Source organism: Streptomyces sp. NPDC014734, assembly GCF_043083325.1.
GTDB lineage: Bacteria > Actinomycetota > Actinomycetes > Streptomycetales > Streptomycetaceae > Streptomyces.
This window is the reverse complement of record NZ_JBIBYN010000021.1, coordinates 100,499-120,470: the sequence shown is the minus strand read 5'-3', so window position 1 is coordinate 120,470 and position 19,972 is coordinate 100,499. Positions and strand designations below refer to the sequence as shown.

Annotated in this window: 16 protein-coding genes; 10 read left to right on the top strand and 6 right to left on the bottom strand. The window is 71.0% G+C overall.

Features of this window, described 5'->3' with window-relative positions:
* The first annotated feature begins 87 nt into the window (after window positions 1-87).
* The 9 genes from ACF1CT_RS28610 to ACF1CT_RS28570 all read left to right on the top strand — a co-directional run bounded on the left by ACF1CT_RS28610 (window position 88) and on the right by ACF1CT_RS28570 (window position 10,867).
* Window positions 88-2,256: a peptidase C14 gene (locus tag ACF1CT_RS28610; protein ID WP_391786857.1), complete on the top strand. Its 2,169-nt coding sequence runs from the start codon at window positions 88-90 to the stop codon at window positions 2,254-2,256.
* 25 nt (window positions 2,257-2,281) lie between these two features.
* The gene (locus ACF1CT_RS28605) at window positions 2,282-3,538 is read left to right on the top strand and encodes a Gfo/Idh/MocA family protein (RefSeq protein WP_391786856.1); all 1,257 of its coding nucleotides are present in this window, start codon (window positions 2,282-2,284) and stop codon (window positions 3,536-3,538) included.
* A 71-nt stretch (window positions 3,539-3,609) separates the two neighbouring features.
* Window positions 3,610-4,863, top strand: a complete 1,254-nt coding sequence (locus ACF1CT_RS28600; RefSeq protein ID WP_391786855.1) for an ABC transporter substrate-binding protein — start codon at window positions 3,610-3,612, stop codon at window positions 4,861-4,863.
* Between the two features lie 111 nt (window positions 4,864-4,974).
* Window positions 4,975-5,880 (top strand): carbohydrate ABC transporter permease, encoded by a 906-nt coding sequence (locus tag ACF1CT_RS28595; protein ID WP_391786854.1) that lies wholly within the window; start codon window positions 4,975-4,977, stop codon window positions 5,878-5,880.
* A 137-nt stretch (window positions 5,881-6,017) separates the two neighbouring features.
* Window positions 6,018-6,836 carry a carbohydrate ABC transporter permease gene (locus ACF1CT_RS28590; protein ID WP_391786887.1) on the top strand — a complete coding sequence of 273 codons (819 nt, stop codon included), beginning with the start codon at window positions 6,018-6,020 and terminating at the stop codon, window positions 6,834-6,836.
* A gap of 5 nt (window positions 6,837-6,841) precedes the next feature.
* Complete coding sequence (locus ACF1CT_RS28585; protein ID WP_391786853.1) at window positions 6,842-7,870, top strand: NAD-dependent epimerase/dehydratase family protein; 1,029 nt, start codon at window positions 6,842-6,844, stop codon at window positions 7,868-7,870.
* 8 nt (window positions 7,871-7,878) lie between these two features.
* The gene (locus tag ACF1CT_RS28580; protein ID WP_391786852.1) at window positions 7,879-8,952 is read left to right on the top strand and encodes a dihydrodipicolinate synthase family protein; all 1,074 of its coding nucleotides are present in this window, start codon (window positions 7,879-7,881) and stop codon (window positions 8,950-8,952) included.
* Window positions 8,936-9,982: a hydroxyacid dehydrogenase gene (locus tag ACF1CT_RS28575; RefSeq protein ID WP_391786851.1), complete on the top strand. Its 1,047-nt coding sequence runs from the start codon at window positions 8,936-8,938 to the stop codon at window positions 9,980-9,982. The genes ACF1CT_RS28580 and ACF1CT_RS28575 overlap by 17 nt, the downstream gene beginning before the upstream one ends.
* A gap of 36 nt (window positions 9,983-10,018) precedes the next feature.
* Entirely contained in the window at window positions 10,019-10,867 is an 849-nt protein-coding gene (locus tag ACF1CT_RS28570; protein ID WP_391786850.1) for a fumarylacetoacetate hydrolase family protein, read from the top strand.
* 73 nt (window positions 10,868-10,940) lie between these two features.
* Here ACF1CT_RS28570 and ACF1CT_RS28565 read toward each other — a convergent pair whose 3' ends face one another.
* The 5 genes from ACF1CT_RS28565 to ACF1CT_RS28545 form a co-directional block, all read right to left on the bottom strand.
* Window positions 10,941-12,632 carry a flavin monoamine oxidase family protein gene (locus ACF1CT_RS28565; RefSeq protein WP_391786849.1) on the bottom strand — a complete coding sequence of 564 codons (1,692 nt, stop codon included), beginning with the start codon at window positions 12,630-12,632 and terminating at the stop codon, window positions 10,941-10,943.
* Between the two features lie 57 nt (window positions 12,633-12,689).
* Entirely contained in the window at window positions 12,690-13,487 is a 798-nt protein-coding gene (locus ACF1CT_RS28560) for a carbon-nitrogen hydrolase family protein (protein ID WP_391786848.1), read from the bottom strand.
* A 207-nt stretch (window positions 13,488-13,694) separates the two neighbouring features.
* A complete protein-coding gene (locus ACF1CT_RS28555; RefSeq protein ID WP_391786847.1) occupies window positions 13,695-14,150 on the bottom strand; it encodes an Lrp/AsnC family transcriptional regulator in 456 nt (151 codons plus the stop codon).
* A 110-nt stretch (window positions 14,151-14,260) separates the two neighbouring features.
* Entirely contained in the window at window positions 14,261-15,718 is a 1,458-nt protein-coding gene (locus ACF1CT_RS28550) for an aldehyde dehydrogenase family protein (RefSeq protein ID WP_391786846.1), read from the bottom strand.
* A gap of 200 nt (window positions 15,719-15,918) precedes the next feature.
* A complete protein-coding gene (locus tag ACF1CT_RS28545; protein WP_391786845.1) occupies window positions 15,919-17,385 on the bottom strand; it encodes a GuaB1 family IMP dehydrogenase-related protein in 1,467 nt (488 codons plus the stop codon).
* Between the two features lie 302 nt (window positions 17,386-17,687).
* Between ACF1CT_RS28545 and ACF1CT_RS28540 the strand changes: the two genes are divergently transcribed.
* Entirely contained in the window at window positions 17,688-18,704 is a 1,017-nt protein-coding gene (locus ACF1CT_RS28540; protein WP_391786844.1) for a terpene cyclase, read from the top strand.
* Window positions 18,705-18,863: 159 nt separating this feature from the next.
* On the opposite strand, the gene ACF1CT_RS28535 is transcribed toward ACF1CT_RS28540, so the two are convergent.
* Window positions 18,864-19,880: a sugar-binding transcriptional regulator gene (locus tag ACF1CT_RS28535; protein WP_391786886.1), complete on the bottom strand. Its 1,017-nt coding sequence runs from the start codon at window positions 19,878-19,880 to the stop codon at window positions 18,864-18,866.
* Window positions 19,881-19,972: the final 92 nt, after the last annotated feature.

Genomic DNA, 19,972 nt, shown 5'->3' with positions numbered 1-19,972 from the left:
GGCCGACCCTTTTCAGCCATCCGCCTCTCGGCAGTCCACGCAGGAACGCTTTCTCATTCCCGGCACTTCTCGGAAGGCGAAGTCCGCATGAGCGTTCCGCACCACCCCACTTCAGCGTCCTCGTCCCCGTCGTCCCGTCGTGCTCTGCTGCGGGCGTCGGGTCTGGCCGGTCTGGTCGTGGCCTCCACGGCCGTGGCGGCCGGCAGCGCGCAGGCCGCGCCGTCGCACACGGGCGACGTCCTGCGGGTCGACACGGTCGCCGCGCTGCGCGCGCTGAACACCAAGCCGTTCGACGACGGCACCCAGGTCCTGATCGCCGGGTACCACACCCCCGGCGACGGCGGCGGCATGGCCGTGCGCTGGGACAAGAAGTCCGCCACCGCCCACAACGGCGGCACCGTCCTGGCCCCCGAGGGCAGGAACCCCGGCAAGGGACGCTGGCACCAGCTCCACACCGGCACCCTCGACTTCCGCTCCTTCGGCCACTTCGACGACAAGAAGCCCGCCGACGCCGCCCTCGACGCCATGATCGGCGACCCGGCCGTCCACCGCATCGAGGCCCACACCGACCTCCTGTTCACCAAACGCCACCTCTGGAACCGCTCCCACATCGAACTCGACTTCGGCGGCCACCGCATACGCACCGAAGGCATCGAGAAGAACACCCACGACAACCCCTTCGGCGCCGTCCTCTCCTTCCGCGGCACCGTCACCGACACGGTGGTCCAGCACACCCTGGGTGCGGCGATGCCGGACCTCTCGGACCTGTTCGAGGTGGGCGACTCCTCGAAGTTCGCCGTCGGCCAGTGGTGGGCCGTCGAGATCAACGCCCTGGCGGGGCAGTACGAGAAGGAGATCCAGCGCCTCGTCCAGGTCACCGACGTCGTCGACGCGACGCACATCCGGGTCAACTACCAGATCGGCTGGGACCTGGCCGCCGGCCGCAAGCTCACCTGGACCCGGATCGAACCCGTCGACCGCGCCCACGTGCGCAACATGGTCTTCGAGGGCTGGGGCGACGACGAGATGTCCGGCTCGCACCCGGTCTCCTACGAGTACGCGGTCCGCTGCGACGTCTCCGGGATCGAGGCCATCGGCACCTTCTGGCCGGTCGTGATGCGCCGCTGGTGCACGTACTACCGCACCGAGCAGTGCTCGCTGACCAACCCGAAGTCGGTCACCTACGGCGGCGCGGGCTACCTCACCCAGCAGATCTACTGCCTGTACGGGCACGTCGAGGACTGTCACACCTCCAACGCCCGTCACCTCAACGACTTCACCGCCTCCGCGTACTGCTACGTCACCAACTGCCACGGCGACGGTGACGACGAGGGCCCCTTCGTCACGCACGGCCAGTTCGAGCACGACCTCGTCTACACCGGCAACTCCGGCCTGATGACCTTCGCCAACTCCGGCGCAGCCTGGGGCGGCAGGGCCAAGCGGATCACCGTACGACGGCACGCCTGCTCCTGGTTCGTGGCCCGCGTCAAGATCACCGATCTGACGCTGGAGGACGTCCTGGTCATCGGCAAGAAGTCCCTCGCCGGCTCCGGAATGCTCTGGGTCAACGCCGACGGCGTCCAGATGCGCGGCTGCACCGCCACCGGCCCGCTGATCGTCTCCCGGGCCTCGGACCTGTCCGCCCGCCCGAACGTGATCGCCGACTCCTCGTTCGCGTTCGCGGCCGGCGCGGAGATCACCCAGGCCAACGTCACCGCCCCGCTCACCCTCCAGCGCTCCACCCTGAAGGGCGTCGACGGCGCGGTGTTCAACGGCACCGGACCGCTCGTCCTGGACCAGTGCACCCTGACGGGTTCCAAGGACACCGCCCCGGTATCGCTCGCCCACACCGACATCACCGTCCTGGGCGGCGAACTCCGCGACACCGGACTGAAGCTGGCCTCGGCGAAGGACCAGCGGCTGCGCGTCGACGGCACGCGGCTGAACGGCACCAACAAGGACGGCGCCCTGCTGTCCCGCACCGGTACCGGACGGACCGTCGACTGGCAGCTCTCCGGCCTCGACTCGACAGCGCCCAAGGGCACCGCCCACCTGCTGGTCACCGAGGGCCCCAACCGCTACCGCGCCACCGGCTCCACCTTCACCGGCGGCCGGCTCGAACTGCGGCCCGCGGCGTTCACCGGCACCGGCAGCCACCTGCTGCACACCGGCTGCGTCGAGGACGGCACCGAGCGCACCGCACTGCCGGACGAGGGCGACCGCGTCGCCCACACCGCGGCCACACTGCGCATCTGACCACCACGAGCACCAGGGATTCCCCGTGTCCACGCATACCCCGATCACCGGCCGGCCCGTCCGGGTCGCACTCGTCGGCGCCGGCAACCGCGGTCTGACGTACGCCGAGTGGATCAAGGCGCACCCCGAGCGCGCCGAACTCGTCGCCGTCGCCGATCCGCGCCCCGCGGCACGGGCGGCCGCCGGCGCCCCCGTCGAGTTCGACGACTGGCGCCCGCTCGTCGAGAACCGGATCGCCGACGCCGTCGTCGTCGCCACCCAGGACCGCTTCCACGTGGAACCGGTACTGGCCCTGGCCGAGGCCGGCTACGCGATCCTCGCCGAGAAGCCCCTCGCCCCGACCGAGGAGGAGACCCGGCGGATCGTCGAGGGCGTGGAGCGGGCCGGGGTCCTGTTCGCGGTGTGCCACGTCATGCGGTACACCCCGTACACCGACCTGGTGAAGGAGGTCGTGGACTCCGGCGTGCTCGGGCAGCTGGTCTCCCTCGACCATCTGGAACCGGTCGGCTGGTGGCACTACGCCCACAGCTACGTACGCGGTCCGTGGCGCAGCGAGAAGGACTCCTCCCCGATGCTGCTCGCCAAGTCCTGCCACGACCTGGACTGGATCACCTACGTCATGGGCGGCCGGATCGAACGGGTCAGCAGTTTCGGCGGGCTCAAGCACTTCCGGCCGGAGAACGCCCCGGCCGGGTCCGCCGAACGGTGCCTCGACTGTGCGGTCGAGTCCGACTGCCCGTACAGCGCGCTGAAGCTGTACATGCCGACGCTGCGCGAGAAGGGCGCGGTCTGGCCGGTCACCCACGTCACCGAGGCGACCGACGAGGCCGGTCTCGTGCAGGCGCTGCGCGAGGGGCCCTACGGCGTCTGCGCGTACCGCGGCGACAACGACGTGGTCGACCACCAGGTCCTGGCGATGCAGCTGACGGACGGGGTGACCGCCACCTTCCAGATGGTGGCGTTCACCGAGCAGACGCACCGTCAGACCCGGATCTTCGGCTCGCACGGCTGGCTGATCGGTGACGGCGAGCGCGTCACCGTGCAGGACTTCCGGACCGGCGAGTCCACCGTCCACGAACTCGGCGCGTCCGGATCGAACGCCGCCGACGGACACGGCGGCGGGGACGCCGCGCTGGTCGAGGCGTTCGTCACGGCCGTCGCCGACGGGAACCCCGGAGCGGTGCGCTCCGGCCCCGCCACCTCGCTCGGCAGCCACCTGGCGGCTTTCGCCGCCGAACGCGCCCGTCACACCGGAACCGTCCAGACGGTGCCCGCCCGGTGACCCCCCGAAGGCCTGCCACTGGGATCAGGCCCTCTTCCCACCCCACCCTCACGTCCTCGGAGGACCACCTCATGTCCCGTCTCCTCACCCGCCGTTCCAGAGTCCGCGCCGTCACCGCCCCGGTCGTGGCCACCGTGCTCGCCGCCGGTGTGCTGGCCGGCTGTTCCAGCGACGGCGACGGCAACACCGTCACCATGTGGACCTACCCCGTCATCTTCGACGAGGCCAAGAACAAGGCGTACTGGAACGGCCTGGTCAAGGCGTTCGAGAAGGAGCACTCCGGCGTCAAGGTGAAGGTGGAGACCTTCCCCTGGGCCAACCGCGACACCGCGCTGGCCACGGCGATCGCCTCCGGCAAGGGCCCGGACGCGGTCTACCTGATCCCCGACCAGCTGCCGAAGTACGCCAAGAGCATCATCCCGGCCGACGAGTACATGCCCGCCGACGCCAAGTCGGACTACACGGACTTCGCGCTGAAGTCCGTCACGGTCGACGGCAAGGCCCTCGGCACCCCCGTCCTGACCAGCGCCAACCCGCTGATCTGCGACAAGCGGGTGTTCGCCGCGATCGGTGAGAAGAACTACCCGACGAGCTGGGCGGACCTGGAGGCGCTGGCGCCGAGGCTGAAGGAGAAGGGCTACCAGGCCCTCAGCTACTACGGCGACACCCAGCAGACCCTGAACATGACCTTCTACCCGCTGCTGTGGCAGGCCGGCGGGGACGTCTTCTCCGAGGACGGCAAGACGGTCACCTTCAACGACGAGGCGGGCGTCAAGGCGCTGACGTACCTGAAGAAGTTCGTCGACGGCGGCTACACCGACAAGGACCTGGTCACCACCACGCCGAAGCTGGAGCAGACCCCGACCGCCAAGGGCAAGATCGCCTGCACCTGGCAGAACACCCCGGCCGACGTCGAGCCGTTCTGGGGCAAGGAGAACATCGTCGTCCAGCCCCCGCTGAAGGACGTCAAGTCGGTCGGTTACGGCACCGTCGGCGCCCTGTCGATGCTGAAGGGCGCCGACAAGAAGAACACCGGCGACTGGCTGAACTTCGTCGCCGAGTCGAAGAACGCGGCAGGACTGCAGAAGGAGGCGGGCTACTTCCCGGCCCGCGAGTCCGGCGGCGACCTGTACCCCGGTGACGCGCAGCAGACGGCCGTCGGCGCCACGCTGCCGTCCATGACCGTGGGCCCGCTCCAGGACAAGGCCCGTGAGGTCCAGGGCGTGCTGGCGCCCGAGATCCAGGCCGCGCTGCTGGGCAAGAAGAGCCCGAAGGAGGCCCTGGACGCCGCGCAGAAGGCCGCCCAGGCGATGCTCGGCCGCTGATACCGGTGCGGGGCCGGGCCCCGCCCCCCCCCGCCCCCGCCCCCCCACCCCTCTCCCTCCGGGGCGTTCTCCCCGCCCCCGCCCCTTTCCCCGTACCGCAAGGAGATCCCCGTGGCAGTCGTCGCGGAACCCACCCGCCGGGGCCGTCGCAGCGGGCCGCAGGCGCGCCGCGAGGCCCGGATCGGCCTGCTGTTCGTCCTCCCGTGCTTCCTGCTCTTCCTCGCCTTCCGGTTCGGTCCGGGCATCGCCGGTGTGCTGATGAGCTTCACCGACTACTCCCTGACCGGCGGCGGCAGCTTCATCGGGCTGGACAACTTCACCCGCCTGTGGGACGACCCGCTGTTCTGGCAGGCGCTGAAGGTCACCGTCCTGTACACCGTGCTCGCCGTGCCGGGCACGCTGATCGCGTCGGTGTCCCTTGCCCTCATCACCCGCCGCGCGTTCCGCGGCGCCAAGTTCTTCCGCTCGGTGTTCTTCCTCCCGGTCGTCACCTCGCTGGTGCTGGCCGCCACCGTCTTCGTCTGGATCTTCTCGACCGGCGGCCCCTGGTCCACGCTGATGGGCTGGTTCGGGATGTCCGAGGGCTCCTGGCTCTCCGACGACGTGCTGGTGCTGCCCGCGCTCGCGATCGTCGGCGTCTGGTCCCGGTTCGGCTACGGGATGCTCATCCTGCTGGCCCGGATGCAGGACATCCCGCGGGAGCTGGAGGAGGCGGCGCTCACCGACGGCGCCGGGCCCTGGCAGCGGTTCCGGCACATCGTGCTGCCCCAGCTCAAGCCCGCCCTGTTCTTCCTCGCCGTGATCGAGACGACCGCCTCGTTCCAGGTCTTCGACGCGATCTACACGATGACCGGCGGCGGCCCCGCCAACGCCAGCTACACGCTCGTCTTCCAGCTCTACGACGCGGGCTTCAAGTACTTCGACCTGGGTTACGCCTCCGCCATCGGCGTCGCGCTGTTCGCGCTGACCGTGGTGGTCGCGGTGATCCAGCGGCTCGTGATCGGGAAGGACCAGTGACCATGACCGCAGCACCCACCCAGACCGAGACCCCGCCCGCGGTCGCCGACCCCGCCCCCGCGACGTCCGACCGGGCCGCCCGCCGCGCCGAGCGCCGACTGCGCAAGCTCTCGGAGCAGGACACCGTCCCGTACGGCATGCGGCCCACCCGGGCCGGCCGGATCGGCCGCGCCGTCCTGCTGACCGTGGCCGCGATCGTCACGATCTTCCCGTTCTATGCGATGGTCGTGCTCTCGCTGAAGCCGTCCGCGGCCGTCGAGTTCCCCGGCAGCCTGCTGCCGTGGCCGGTGACCGGCGAGGCGTACGACACCGTCATGAACGCCCAGGACGTGCCGCGCTGGCTGGTCAACACCCTGATCTACTCGGTCGTCTCGGTCGTCGGCGTGCTGCTCCTCGCCTCGCTCGCCGGGTACGCCTTCGCCAAGAAGCGCTTCCCGGGCCGGGACACGATGTTCTGGTCGTTCCTGTCGATGGTGATGGTCCCGTACCACGTCACGATGATCCCGACCTTCGCGATGATCGCGAAGCTGGGCGGCGTGGACACCTACTGGGGCCTGATCCTGCCGACCCTGGCCAACGCCCAGGCGGTCTTCCTGATGCGCCAGTTCATCCAGGGGCTGCCGGACGAACTCTTCGAGGCGGCCCGGCTCGACGGATGCAACGAGTGGCAGATCTTCTACCGGATCGTGCTGCCGCTGCTCAAGCCGATCCTCGCCACGCTCGGCGTGTTCGTCTTCCTGTGGCACTGGAACGACTTCCTGTGGCCGCTGGTCATCGGCCAGTCCACCGACATGCGCACCCTCACCGTCGGCATCGCCTCGCTCCAGCAGCAGAACGTGCCGCTCAATGTGGTGCTCTCCGGCTCCGTCATCGCGTTCGTGCCCATCTTCGCCGCGTACATGGTGGGCCAGCGCTACTTCACCGAGGGCGTCACCGCGTCCGGAATCAAGGGATAACGACGATGTTCACCGATGAGGCCGCTCTCGAAGAGCGGCTCGCCACCCCCTCCCCCGCCCTCGTCGCCGACCTGGGCCGCCTCGAAGGCGATCTGCTGGTGCTCGGCGCCGGCGGCAAGATGGGCCCCAGCCTGTGCAAGCTGGCCCGCCGCGCGCTGGACGCCGCGGGCCGCACCGACGTGACCGTGTACGCGGTCTCCCGCTGGTCGGACAGGTCGGCCGCCGACGAACTGGAGGCCGCCGGGGTCTCCACCGTCGCCTTCGACCTGATGGACCCCGCCGCCGACCTGGCCGAACTGCCCGACGCCGGGAACGTCGTCTTCATGGTCGGCGCCAAGTTCGGTTCCGCCGGGGCCCCCTCGCACGCCTGGGCCGTGAACGCCGCCATGCCGGACCGGGTGGCGCGCCGCTGGTCCGACGCGCGGATCGCCGCGTTCTCCACCGGCAACGTCTACCCGCTGGTGCCGGTCTCCTCCGGCGGCTGCACCGAGTCCGACCCGGTCGGCCCGGTCGGCGAGTACGCCATGTCGTGCCTGGGCCGTGAGCGGATCTTCGCCCACGCGGCACTGACCCGGGGCACCAAGGTCGCCAACATCCGCCTCAACTACGCCGTCGACCTGCGCTACGGCGTGCTCGCCGACATCGCCTACCGGGTGCGGGCGGGCGAGCCCGTCGACGTGACGACCGGTCACGCCAACGTGGTGTGGCAGGGGTACGCCAACGAGGTCGCGCTGCGCTCGCTGCTGCACGCCACCGACGGCGAGGCGTTCACCCTCAACCTCACCGGCCCGGAGACCGCCTCCGTGCGCCGGATCGCCCAGTGGTTCGGCGAGGAGTTCGGCAAGGAGCCGGTCCTCGACGGCGAGGAGGCGCCGACCGCGCTGCTCTCCGACGCGAGCCGCTGCCACGCGCTGTTCGGCTACCCGGACATCGCCCTGCGCACCCTCGTCGAGTGGCAGGCCGACTGGCTGCGCCGCGGGCTGCCGCTGTCCGGCAAGCCCACCAAGTTCCAGGTCCGTGACGGAAGGTTCTGATCCACCCCATGTCCCCCACTCCCCCCGCACAGTCCGTCCCCACCCGGTCCACCCCCGCCCTGGACGCGCTCGCCCACGGCGCCGTGATCCCCGCCCACCCGCTGGCCCTGCACGCCGACGGCTCCTTCGACGAGCGCCGGCAGCGGGCGCTGACCCGCTACTACCTCGCCTCGGGCGCGGGCGGTGTCGCGGTCGCCGTGCACACCACCCAGTTCGAGATACGCGAACCGGAGGTAGGCCTGTTCCGGCCGGTCCTGGAACTGGCCGCCGAGACCATCGACGCCGAGGCCGACCGCCCGTTCATCAAGGTCGCCGGGGCCTGCGGCTACACGGCGCAGGCCGTGTCCGAGGCCGAGACCGCGGCCGAACTCGGCTACGACGCGGTGCTGCTCAGCCCGGCCGTGCCCGGCGCCGACGAGAAGGGCCTGCTGGACCGGGCCCGGGCGGTCGGCGAGGTACTGCCGGTGATCGGCTTCTACCTCCAGGAGGCGGTCGGCGGACGGTACCTCTCGCCGGGCTTCTGGTCGGCCTTCACCGACCTGCCGAACACGGCCGCGGTGAAGATCGCCCCGTTCGACCGCTACCGCACCGCCGACGTGGTGCGCGCGGTCGCCGCCGCGGACCGGGCCGGTGAGGTGGCGCTGTACACCGGCAACGACGACGACATCATCGGCGACCTGCTCACCCCCTACGAGACGGCCACGGGCGAGCGACGCTGGTTCGCGGGCGGGCTGCTCGGCCAGTGGGCGGTGTGGACCGGTTCCGCCGTGACGCTCCTCGACGACGTCCGCAGGGCGCGCGGCGGGGACCACGAGGCGATGGTCCGCTGCCTGGCCCGCCGCTCCGAGCTGACCGACGCCAACAGCGCCGTCTTCGACGTGCGCGGCGCGTTCCGCGGCTGTATCGCCGGGGTGCACGAGGTCCTGCACCGGCAGGGCCTGCTGGCGAACATCCGGTGCCTGGACCCGGCCGAGACGCTGTCCCCCGGTCAGGCCGAGGAGATCAGCCGGGTGGCCGCCGCCTACCCTTGGCTGACCGACGACGCCTTCGTGGCGGAGCACCTCGATGCCTGGCTGTCCTGACCCCCGCGACGCTCCCGCCGACGGCCGCGGCGACCGCCCGCGGGTGGTCGTCGCGGTGCCCCCCGGCCTGCGGGCCGAGTTCTTCTCCGACGAGGTGTGGCGGGCGCTGGAACGGGCCGCGGAACCGACGGTCCTGGACGACCACCGGGACCGGGCCGCGGTGGCCGCGGCGCTGCCGGGCGCCCGGGCGCTGATCACCGCGTGGGGGGCGCCGAAGGTGGACGCCGGGCTGCTGGAGGCGGCGGACCGGCTGGAGCTGGTGGCGCACACCGGTTCGGCGGTCGCCCCCTACGTCACCGAGGACGTGTTCCGGCGGGGCATCGCGGTCACCCAGGCCGGGGACGAGATGGCCCGCCCGGTCGCCGAGGTGGCACTCGCGTTCACCCTCGCCCTGCTGCACCGCGTGCACCGCTTCGACCACGCGCTGCGCGGCGGGGCCACGTGGGAGGCGGCGAGCGAGGCCCCGGCGCGCCACGAGATCCACGGCAGCGACATCGGCGTGATCGGCGCCTCCCGCACCGGCCGCGCCTACATCGCCCTGGTCCGGGCGATGGGGGCGCGGGTGAGCGTCACCGACCCGTTCCTCTCCGACGCGGACGCCGAGGCCCTCGGCGTGGAGCCGGTCCCGCTGGGGACGCTGCTGTCGCGCAGCCGGATCGTGGCGGTGCACGCCCCGGTCACCGAGGAGACGCACCGGATGATCGGCGCCCCGCAACTGGCGCTGATGCCGGACGGCGCGGGCCTGGTGAACACCGCCAGGTCCTGGCTGGTCGACGAGGACGCCCTGCTCGCCGAGGTGTCGTCGGGCAGGCTGGACGCGGCGATCGACGTCTTCGACGCCGAGCCGCTGCCCGTCGGCCACCCGCTGCGCTCCCTGCCGAACGTCCTGCTCACCCCGCACCAGGCGGCGGGCAGCGTCGAGTGCCGACGACGGCTCGGCGCGAGCGCCGTGGACGAGGTGCTGCGGCTGCTCTCCGGCCGCCCGCCGGCGCACGCCGTCACCGTCGACGCCCTCACCCGCCTGCACTGATCCCCCACACCCCTACCCCTTGAGAGAGTTCCTCCCATGCGACTGATGCGCATCGGCGAACCGGGCCACGAGCGCCCGGTCCTCGTCTGCCCCGAAGGCCGTCACTACGACCTGTCCGGCATCACCGCCGACATCGACGGCGCGTTCCTCGCCGCGCTCGCGGACAACCCGCACCTGGTCCCCGCCGAGCCCACGCTCCCCGAGATCGACATCACCGGTGAGCGGATCGGCGCCCCGGTGTCCCGGCCCTCCGCGCTGCTCTGCATCGGACAGAACTACGCCGCGCACGCGGCGGAGTCCGGCAGCGAGCCGCCCGAGCAGCCGATCCTCTTCTACAAGTCGCCGAACACCGTCGTCGGCCCGTACGACGACGTGCTGATCCCGCGCGGCTCGAAGAAGACCGACTGGGAGGTGGAGCTGGCCGTCGTCATCGGCCGCCGTACCTCCTACCTGGACTCCCCCGCCGACGCCGCCCGGCACATCGCGGGCTACGCCGTCAGCAACGACGTCTCCGAGCGGGCGTTCCAGCTGGAGGAGTCGGGCGGCCAGTGGTCCAAGGGCAAGAGCTGCGCCACGTTCAACCCGCTGGGCCCGGTGCTGGTGACGGCCGACGAGGTGGGCGACCCGCAGCGACTGCGGCTGCGCAGCTACGTCAACGGGGAGCCGCGGCAGGACTCCGGCACCGCGGACATGATCTTCAGCGTGGCGCACCTGGTGCACCACCTGTCGCAGTACCTGGTCCTGGAGCCGGGCGACATCATCAACACCGGCACCCCGCAGGGCGTGGCGCTGTCCGGCCGCTTCCCCTACCTGGGTCCGGACGACGTGATGGAGGTCGAGATCTCCGGCCTGGGCCGCCAGCGCACCGTCTGCCGCCCCGCCTGACACGCGACGATGTCCCGGCCCGCGCGCGGCGGGCCGGGACGTCCGCGTGCGGCGCCCCGGTTCCGGACGGCTCTCAGTCCTCCGGGAGTTCGACCGGGGCGATGGCGTCGAAGACGTCGCCGGGGCCGGGGTTCGTCGCGTCGGTGGCGCCGCCGAACTGGGCCATCACGCCCCATACGGCGTTGAGCGCGGTCTGCACGGCCCCCTCGGCCCACCCGGCCGTCCAGGAGATGTCGTCACCGGCGAGGAAGATGCCGCGCCGGTCGGCGGGCAGCCGGTCCTGCATGAAGTGGGTGAACAGTCGCCGCTGGTAGCGGTAGTGGCCCGGCAGGTTGGCCTTGAACGCCCCCATGAAGTACGGCTCGTTCTCCCACGAGACCGTCACCGGGTTGCCGACGACGTGCTTCCTGATGTCGACGTCCGGGTAGATCTCGCCGAGCGACTTCAGCATCACGTCCATGCGCTCGTTCGGGGAGAGCGGCAGCCACTTCAGGCTGTCGTCGCACCAGGTGTAGGAGAGGCAGATGACGGCGGGCCGGTCGGGGCCGTCGTCCAGGAGGTAGGTTCCCCGGGTCATCCGGTCGGTGAGCGTCATCGACATGCGGTCCCGCCCGGTCGTCTCGTCCCTGTCCAGCCAGAACGGCCGGTCGACGGGGACGAACAGCTTGGACGACTCCATGTAGTGGGTGCGCTCCATCGCCGTCCAGTGGTCGATCGGGAAGAGCGAGTCGTCGCAGTCGATCTTCGACAGGAGCAGCCAGGACTGGCCGGTGAAGATCGCGGCCGGGTAGGTGCGGATGTCCCCGGTGGCGTCGGTGACGGTGATCCGGTTTCCGGCGGTGCGGGTCAGCCGGGTCACCGCGGGCCGCGGCTCGCCGTCGTGCAGCGAGGCCAGCGAGGTGCCGAGCGGCCAGTGGACGATCTTCCGCGGTTCGCGTTCCCAGAGCCGCAGGGGCAGTTGCTGGCTGCCGCCGACGATGGAGCGGTGGTGGTCGTCCGCCTCGGTGTAGACGACGCGCAGGATCTCCAGGATGGAGTTGGGGAAGTCGGTGTCCCAGCCGCCGGTGCCGAACCCCACCTGGCCGAAGATCTCCCGGTGCCGGAACGACGTGAAGGCGTCGGAGTCGCAGAGGAAGCCGTAGAAGGTCTGGTTGTCGAGCCTGCGGACCAGCCTCGCCCACAGCTCCCGGATGCGCGGGACGTCGCGTTCGCGCATCGCGCGGTTCATGTCGGAGAAGTCGGCGTCCTCCTCCAGGCAGCGGTTCCAGGCGTCCATCACGTCGCGGTAGACCTGCGGGAGGTCGTCGATGGTGCGCGCGTAGTGCGAGGTGCCCTTGAGATCGACGACGGTCGACGGGGTGGCCGGGGAGAGCGGGTTCGGGAACGGCCTGGTCTCCAGGCCGACCAGGTCGATGTAGTGCTGGAGCGCGGTGGAGGAGGGCGGGAAGCGCATCGCCCCCATCTCCGCCGTCAGCCCGGGGTCGCAGCCCTCGAAACCGACGGTGCGCAGCCGGCCGCCGATCCGGTCCGCCTCGTAGAGCACCGGGCGCAGGCCCATCTTCATCAGCTCGTAGGCGGCGACGACGCCCGAGAGCCCGCCGCCGATGACGGCGACCTCGGTGCCGTGCCCGGTGGCCGGTATCTGCCCGATGCCCGCGGGGTGCGCCAGGAAGTCGTCGTACGCGTAGGGGAAGTCCGGTCCGAACATGGTGATCGGCTCGGCGGCGTCGGTGTGCTGAACGGCGTTGGGCACCGTGGACGTCATGGGGTACGGACTCCTTGCGCGAAGGCGAATGCGGTGGAACGGGGGGCGGGGACGGGCTCAGGCGAGGGAGCCGTACAGGCCGGGGCGGCGGTCGCGCAGATAGGGGTTGGCCTCGCGGGACGTGTTCAGGAGCGCGGGGTCGACCTCTCCGACGATCAGTTCCTCGCCCCGTCCGGCGCGGGCGCGCACGGCCCCGTCGGGGCCGGCCAGGCAGCTCAGTCCGACGAACTCGAACGGGCCCTCCGGGCCGGTCCGGTTGGTGTACGCCACGTACATCTGGTTCTCGAAGGCCCGCACCGGTACGAGCGATTCGGCGACGAACGGGAAGGGGTGCATCAGAGCGGTGGGCACCAGGAGCAGGTCGGTACCGGCGAGGGCGTGGGCGCGGACGTTCTCCGGGAACTCGACGTCGTAGCAGATCAGGATCCCGATCCGGACGCCGTCGAGTTCGGCCCGGACGACGGGCTGCTCGCCCGGGGTGAACCACTTCTGCTCGAAGTCGCCGAAGAGGTGGGTCTTGCGGTAGTTGGCGAGTTCCGCGCCGTCCGGCCCGACGAGCCGCGCGGCGTTGAATATCCGTTCGCCCGCGCGCTCCGGGTAGCCGTACAGGATCGCGAGCCCGTGCCGTGCCGCGATCGCGGCGACGGCCTCGGCGGACGGTCCGTCGGCCGGTTCGGCCAGCCGGGCCACGTCGGCGCCGATCGCGTACCCGGTCAGGAACAGCTCGGGGCAGACCAGCAGCCGGGCCCCTGCCTCGTCCGCACGCCGGGCCGCCCCGTCGAGCGCCTCGATGTTCTCGTCCACCCGGCCGGGGCGTCCGGAGCTCTGGAGCAGGGCGGTGCGCAACGGCGGCATGGCTGACCTCGGGGCGATGGGGCGGGGCGGGGACGTATCGACGGTACGGTCCGCCTCTCGGCACGGACAAGGCGCGAGCGTTGCGCATCCACCGTCGATCCGTTGCGCGTCGCACACTCGCCCCGGCGATTCATTGCGCAGGACGTCTTCGCAGGTCAGAGACGTGACGCAGGTCTCAGGGCCGGTGGGGCGAGCTGCGGTGGGCACTCACCCCGGCGAGCCCGACGAGTAGCGCCGCAGCAGCGGCGACAGCACCAGCACGGACTTCGTCCGCTCGATGTACGGTTCGCCCGCGATCCGCTCCAGCACCTGCTCGAAATGGCGCATGTCCGCGGCGAAGACCTGGACGAGCGCGTCGGCCTCGCCGGTCACCGTGGAGGCCGAGGCGACCTCCGGATACCGGGCGAGCCCCCGCTTGATCGCCTCCGGTGACGTGTTCCGGCTGCAGTAGATCTCGATGTAGCCCTCGGTCTCCCACCCCAGCGCCGCCGGGTCGACCCGTACCGTGAACCCGGTGATCGCGCCCTCGGCACGCAGCCGGTCCACCCGGCGTTTCACGGCGGGCGCGGACAGGCCGACGAGCGCGCCGATGTCCGCGTAGGAGCGCCGGGCGTCTTCGGCGAGGGCGTGGACGATGCGTTCGTCGAGGTCGTTCAGGCGCACGTCGGGCGGTTCACTTCTCTGCGATGGCCGGTTCGGGGGCGGTGGGAGCCGCCCCCGAAGTAGACCATGGCACCGCCCCTCCGGGCGCGTTCACGGCATCCGGCGACCGGTCAGAACGGGAAGCGCGAGCGTCCGTACTGCACCGAGATCCACTTCTGGGTGGTGAACGCCTCGACCATGGACTCGCCGTTCAGCCTGCCGAGACCGGAACTCTTCTCGCCGCCGAACGGGACGATGGGCTCGTCGTGGACCGTGCCGTCGTTGATGTGGATCATGCCGGTGTGGATGCGCTGCCCGACCCGTACCCCGCGCTCGATGTTGCCGGTGTGCACGGCGCCGCTCAGCCCGTACGGGGTGTCGTTGGCGATCCGCACCGCCTCGTCCTCGCCGTCGAAGGGCACGACGAGCGCGACCGGGCCGAACAGTTCCTGGGACAGGACGGGGGAATCGGCGGGCAGCCCGGTCAGTACGGAGGGGCTGACCAGGTTCCCCTCGGCGCGGCCGTGCAGCAGGGCCGTGGCGCCGTCCTCCACCGTCTGGTCGACGAGCGAGGTGATGGCCTCGGCCTGGGTGGCGTTGATCAGCGGGCCGATCACGGTCCGCGGGTCCGCCGGGTCGCCGACCGGCAGCGAGGCGACCTTGGCGACGAACTTCTCGGTGAACTCCTTCTCCACCGCCCGGTCGACAAGGATCCGGTTGGCGGCCATGCAGACCTGGCCCTGGTGCACGTACCGGCTGAAGACCGCCGCGTCCACGGCGTAGTCCAGATCGGCGTCGTCCAGGACGATCAGCGCGCTGTTCCCGCCGAGTTCCAGCACGGCCCGCTTGAGGTTCGCCGCGCATACCGTGGCGACGTGCCGTCCCACCTTGTCCGAGCCGGTGAAGGAGATGACCTGCGGGACGGGGTGCTCCAGCAGCGCGTCGCCGATCTCCGCGATGTCGGTGATCACGACGTTCAGCAGCCCGGCCGGGAGACCGGCGTCCTCGAACACCTTCGCCACCAGGGTGCCGCCGCAGATCGGGGTGTTCTGGTGCGGCTTGAGCACCACCGCGTTGCCGAGCGCCAGGGCGGGCGCGACCGACTTCAGCGACAGCAGGAACGGGAAGTTGAACGGGCTGATCACACCGACGACGCCGACCGGCACCCGGTAGACACGGTTCTCCTTGCCCTCGGTCGGCGAGGGCAGGATCTGCCCGGCGGGCCGCAGCGCGAGCTGGATCGACTCCCTCAGGAACTCCTTGGCCAGGTGCAGTTCGAAGGCCGCCTTGATCCGGGTGCCGCCGAGCTCCGCGACGATCGCGTCGCCGATCTCGGTCTCGCGCTCCTCGACGATGTGCAGCGCCCGCTCCAGCACCAGCCGCCGGGTGTACGGGTTGGTGTCGCCCCAGGCGCGCTGGGCGGCCTCGGCCGAGCGGTAGGCGTGGTCCACCTCGTCGGCCGTGGCGACCGTGATCGAGGCCAGCTTCTCGCCGTTGTACGGATTGAAGTCGATGATGTCCCAGGACCCCTTGCCCGGCCTCCACTCCCCGTCGATGTACTGGTGGGCCAGGTCAGTGAAGAAGGACATGAGATCCCTTACCGCTAAGAGGCGGGCAGCTGATTGGGGTTCATATTACTTACATTGCACCGTTGTTGAAGCGATGCCCCTCGCCACCCGGGGGCCGGAACCGGACAACCGTGCCCCCGCGGTTCCCGGGCCCGCAACGACAGTTGCCCCTCACGGAACGAACGACCGTGAGGGGCAACGGAGTTGCGATGGGTGAGCGATCAACTCCAGCTTACGTGGAGCGGCTTGCCCTCCGCGTATCCGGCGGCGCTCTGCACTCCGACGACCGCCTTCTCGGCGAACTCCTCCAGTGACGCCGCGCCCGCGTAGGTGCAGGAGGAGCGGACGCCCGCGACGATCGAGTCGATCAGGTCCTCCACACCGGGCCGGGCCGGGTCCAGGAACATCCGCGAGGTGGAGATGCCCTCCTCGAAGAGCGCCTTGCGCGCCCGGTCGTACGCCGACTCGTCCGAGGTGCGGTTCTTCACGGCGCGGGCGGAGGCCATGCCGAAGGACTCCTTGTAGAAGCGCCCGTCGGCGGACTGCTGGAGGTCGCCCGGCGACTCGTACGTGCCGGCGAACCACGAGCCGATCATCACGTTGGACGCCCCCGCGGCGAGCGCCATCGCGACGTCGCGCGGGTGCCGCACACCGCCGTCGGCCCACACGTGCTTGCCGTACTTCCTCGCCTCGGCGGCGCATTCCAGGACCGCGGAGAACTGCGGCCGTCCCACGCCGGTCATCATCCGGGTCGTGCACATCGCGCCGGGCCCGACGCCGACCTTGATGATGTCCGCGCCGGCCTCGACGAGGTCGCGCACCCCCTCGGCGGCGACGATGTTGCCCGCGACGACCGGCACCCGGGGGTCGAGCGCCCGGACCGCCCGGACCGCGTCGATCATGGACTCCTGGTGGCCGTGGGCGGTGTCCACGACGAGGGTGTCGACGCCCGCGTCGAGCAGTTGCCTCGCCTTGCCCGCGACGTCGCCGTTGATGCCGACGGCCGCGGCGATCCGCAGTCGGCCCGCGGCGTCGGTGGCGGGGGTGTACAGCGTGGCGCGCAGTGCGGCCTTCCTGGTGAGGATGCCGACGAGTCGGCCGTCCGCGTCGACGGCGGGGGCCAGCTTGCGGTGGACCCCGTCGAGCTTGTTGAACGCGTCGCGCGGGTCGATGTCCGCGTCGATCAGCACCAGGTCACGGGACATGACCTCGGAGAGCTGGGTGAAGCGGTCGACGCCGGTCAGGTCGTGGTCGGTGACGACACCGACGGGCCGGTGCCGCTCGTCGACGACGACGCCCGCGCCGTGCGCGCGCTTGGGCAGCAGCGACAGCGCGTCGGCGACCGTCTGGCCCGGGGCCAGCACGATCGGCGTGTCGAGCACCAGGTGGCGGCTCTTCACCCAGGAGACGACCTCGGCGACGACCGTGATCGGGATGTCCTGCGGGATGACGACGAGCCCGCCGCGCCGGGCGACCGTTTCGGCCATCCGGCGGCCGGCGATGGCCGTCATGTTCGCCACCACCAGCGGGATGGTGGTGCCGGTGCCGTCGGGCGAGGAGAGGTCGACACCCTGGCGGGAACCGACCGCCGAGCGGCCCGGGATCATGAAGACATCGTCGTACGTGAGGTCGTACGGAACCGAGGGGGACTCTGTGTAACGACCGGTACCGGGCTCAAGAAAACGCATGATGCTCATTTTTTCACACGAAACGGCGCGGGTCGCTTCCACGAAGGCACAGCGATGAGCCCCCGCACTCGTACGTTCCTCCGAATGAGGCGCACGGGAGCCCGGCGAGCGGAACCCGCCTTGCCACGGACGATACCCAGTGCCGCCCATATCATTCACGATCATCATCCCTGGACCTGGCGACAAGCGCTCGGGTAGCTTCAAAGCCGCAGGTCCCGCGGGTCACCACGACGCCCCGGAGGAGGAGACGGAAGGCCCACAACTTCCGTCAGAGGTACGACCGGAGAGGATCAGGACGCACCGTGGAGAGCCAACTGCCCGACATCTACTGCCCGTTCCCCCAGCGCACGAATCCGCACGTCGAGCACACCCGCGTCCACCTCGGCGAGTGGATCCGCAACACCGGCCTGGTGCACCGCGATTCGGCCAGGGAACGCTTCGAGCAGGCGGACTTCGGGGCGTTCGTCGGCATGGTGTACCCGCATGCCGACGCGGAAGGACTCGACCTCGTCGCCGACTGGTTCGTATGGCTGTTCCTCGTCGACGACCAGCTCGACGACGGACACCTCGGCCGCAGCCCGGGGCGGGTGCGGGACGTGGTCGCGGTGATGCGGTCCGTGATCGACGGCGACGGCCTCCCGTCGGACGAGGAGTTCCCCGCGGCCGTGGTCGCCTTGGCCGACCTGTGGGAACGGACGACACCGAGGACGGCCGCGCACTGGCGTGTCCGGTTCGGCTGGCACCTGACCACCTACCTCACGACGACCACCACCTGGGAGGCCGGGAACCGTGCCGGGGGCGTGGTCCCGTCCGAGGAGGCGTACATCGCCAATCGGCGCCACACCGGCGCGATCCACGTCTGCATGGACCTGATAGAGATCGTCGCCGGGATCGAGGCCCCCGAGTCGATCCACAACGACGCCCGGTTCATCACCGCGCTGGAAGCCTCGTGCAATGTCGTGTGCTGGGCCAACGACGTGTACTCGTACGAGAAGGAGCAGGTCCTCGGCGAGATCCACAATCTCGTCCACCTGGTCCGGCACCATCGCGGATACGGCAAGCAGGAGGCGCTGGAACACGTCTGCGCGGAGACCGACCGCGAGACCCGGCGGTTCCTCGCCGCGGAGACCGAGCTGCTGAGCGCCTACCCGCAGCTGTCCGGGATTCTTCTGCCCTACCTGGACGGGATGCGCAGCTGGATGCGCGGCAACCTCGACTGGTCGCGCCAGACCCCGCGCTACAACCCGGACGACGTGGGCCAGTACGAGGAGCCGCAGGAGTACCTGGAGGCGACGGTCCTGGGCATCGCCCAGGACTGAGAGGCCGCCGCACCACGGGGCCGCACCACGGAACCACGACGCCCGGGCCGCTCACCGGCGGCCCGGGCGTTCCGTGTGCTGCCCCGTGCTCGGCCGCGCATGCTCGCGGCGCGCCGTCGCGGCGGCGGCGACGGCCACCGCCGCCGGACGGCATCGGGCTCACTCCCCGTCGGGGTCGGCCCTTTCCAGGGCGGGCCGGCGCGGCGCCGCCGACTCGGTCAGCAGGTAGTCCGCCGCCGCCGTGTCCGTCACCAGACTCGTGACCAGGCCGGACCGCAGCACCGCGCCGATCGCCGCCGCCTTCCGCCGGCCGCCCGCGATCGCCACCACCTCCGGGATCCGGCGCAGCCGGTCGGCCTCGACCGTGATGCACCGCTCCCCCAGGTCCCGCCCGACCCGGCGGCCCTCCGCGTCGAAGAGGTGCGCGGACATCTCGGCGGCGACACCGAGCGAGGCGTAGTGCGCGCGCTCCTCCTCCCGGAGCATGTCGTGGACGGTGGAGATGCCCGGTTCCCAGGAGCCGATGGACACCGCCGCGACGGTCACCCTGTCGAAGTACTCGAAGGCCCGGGCGATACCCGTCTGGTGGCGCAGCGCCGCGGCCGTGGCCGGGTCGGGCAGCAGCATCGGCGCGTAGATCGGATGGGCCTCGCCGCCGGCCACCTGGGCGGCACGCCGGACCGCCTCGACCGAGCCGCGTTCGGCCGTACCCGCGTCGTACACGCCGGTGAGCTGCACGACCGTGCAGGGCGGGAGCCGGTCGAGGGCCGCCGCCATGTGGATCGTGGACCGGCCCCAGGCGAGACCGAGCACATCGCCCTCGGTCACCAGTTCGCCGAGCAGGTCGGCCGCGACCTCACCGAGGTTCTCCGGGTCCGGCGCGTCGTCAGGCTCCTCCGCGGGCGATTCGACGACCACCGCGTGACGCAGTCCGTAGCGGGCCCGCAGCGCGTCGGAACGCTCGGCGTCCAGCTCGGCGGGGACGCGGATCTCGATGCGTACGAGGTCGCGTTCCAGTGCCGTCTCCAGGACCCGGGCGACCTTGAAGCGGCTGACGCCGAACTCCTCGGCGATCTGGATCTTCGACTTTCCTTCGAGGTAGAAGCGGCGGGCCATGGCCGCCGCCTGCACCAGCTCCGCGGGCCCCATCCGCAGGGCGGACCGTCCCGCCGACATAGCAGACACCGCGATCTCCTCACTGCTGTTCACACTCTCGATACGCCGTTCATCCTGTCAGATCCGGCGATCCCTGACCGGTCCCGTCGGAC

Excerpts from the sequence above, each read along its gene's own strand:
- ACF1CT_RS28570 (WP_391786850.1), top strand. The coding sequence starts at position 10,019 with ATGCGACTGATGCGCATCGGCGAACCGGGCCACGAGCGCCCGGTCCTC.
- ACF1CT_RS28565 (WP_391786849.1), bottom strand. The coding sequence starts at position 12,632 with ATGACGTCCACGGTGCCCAACGCCGTTCAGCACACCGACGCCGCCGAG.
- ACF1CT_RS28560 (WP_391786848.1), bottom strand. The coding sequence starts at position 13,487 with ATGCCGCCGTTGCGCACCGCCCTGCTCCAGAGCTCCGGACGCCCCGGC.
- ACF1CT_RS28585 (WP_391786853.1), top strand. The coding sequence starts at position 6,842 with ATGTTCACCGATGAGGCCGCTCTCGAAGAGCGGCTCGCCACCCCCTCC.
- ACF1CT_RS28575 (WP_391786851.1), top strand. The coding sequence starts at position 8,936 with ATGCCTGGCTGTCCTGACCCCCGCGACGCTCCCGCCGACGGCCGCGGC.
- ACF1CT_RS28580 (WP_391786852.1), top strand. The coding sequence starts at position 7,879 with ATGTCCCCCACTCCCCCCGCACAGTCCGTCCCCACCCGGTCCACCCCC.
- ACF1CT_RS28545 (WP_391786845.1), bottom strand. The coding sequence starts at position 17,385 with ATGCGTTTTCTTGAGCCCGGTACCGGTCGTTACACAGAGTCCCCCTCG.
- ACF1CT_RS28590 (WP_391786887.1), top strand. The coding sequence starts at position 6,018 with ATGCGGCCCACCCGGGCCGGCCGGATCGGCCGCGCCGTCCTGCTGACC.
- ACF1CT_RS28600 (WP_391786855.1), top strand. The coding sequence starts at position 3,610 with ATGTCCCGTCTCCTCACCCGCCGTTCCAGAGTCCGCGCCGTCACCGCC.
- ACF1CT_RS28550 (WP_391786846.1), bottom strand. The coding sequence starts at position 15,718 with ATGTCCTTCTTCACTGACCTGGCCCACCAGTACATCGACGGGGAGTGG.
- ACF1CT_RS28610 (WP_391786857.1), top strand. The coding sequence starts at position 88 with ATGAGCGTTCCGCACCACCCCACTTCAGCGTCCTCGTCCCCGTCGTCC.
- ACF1CT_RS28535 (WP_391786886.1), bottom strand. The coding sequence starts at position 19,880 with ATGTCGGCGGGACGGTCCGCCCTGCGGATGGGGCCCGCGGAGCTGGTG.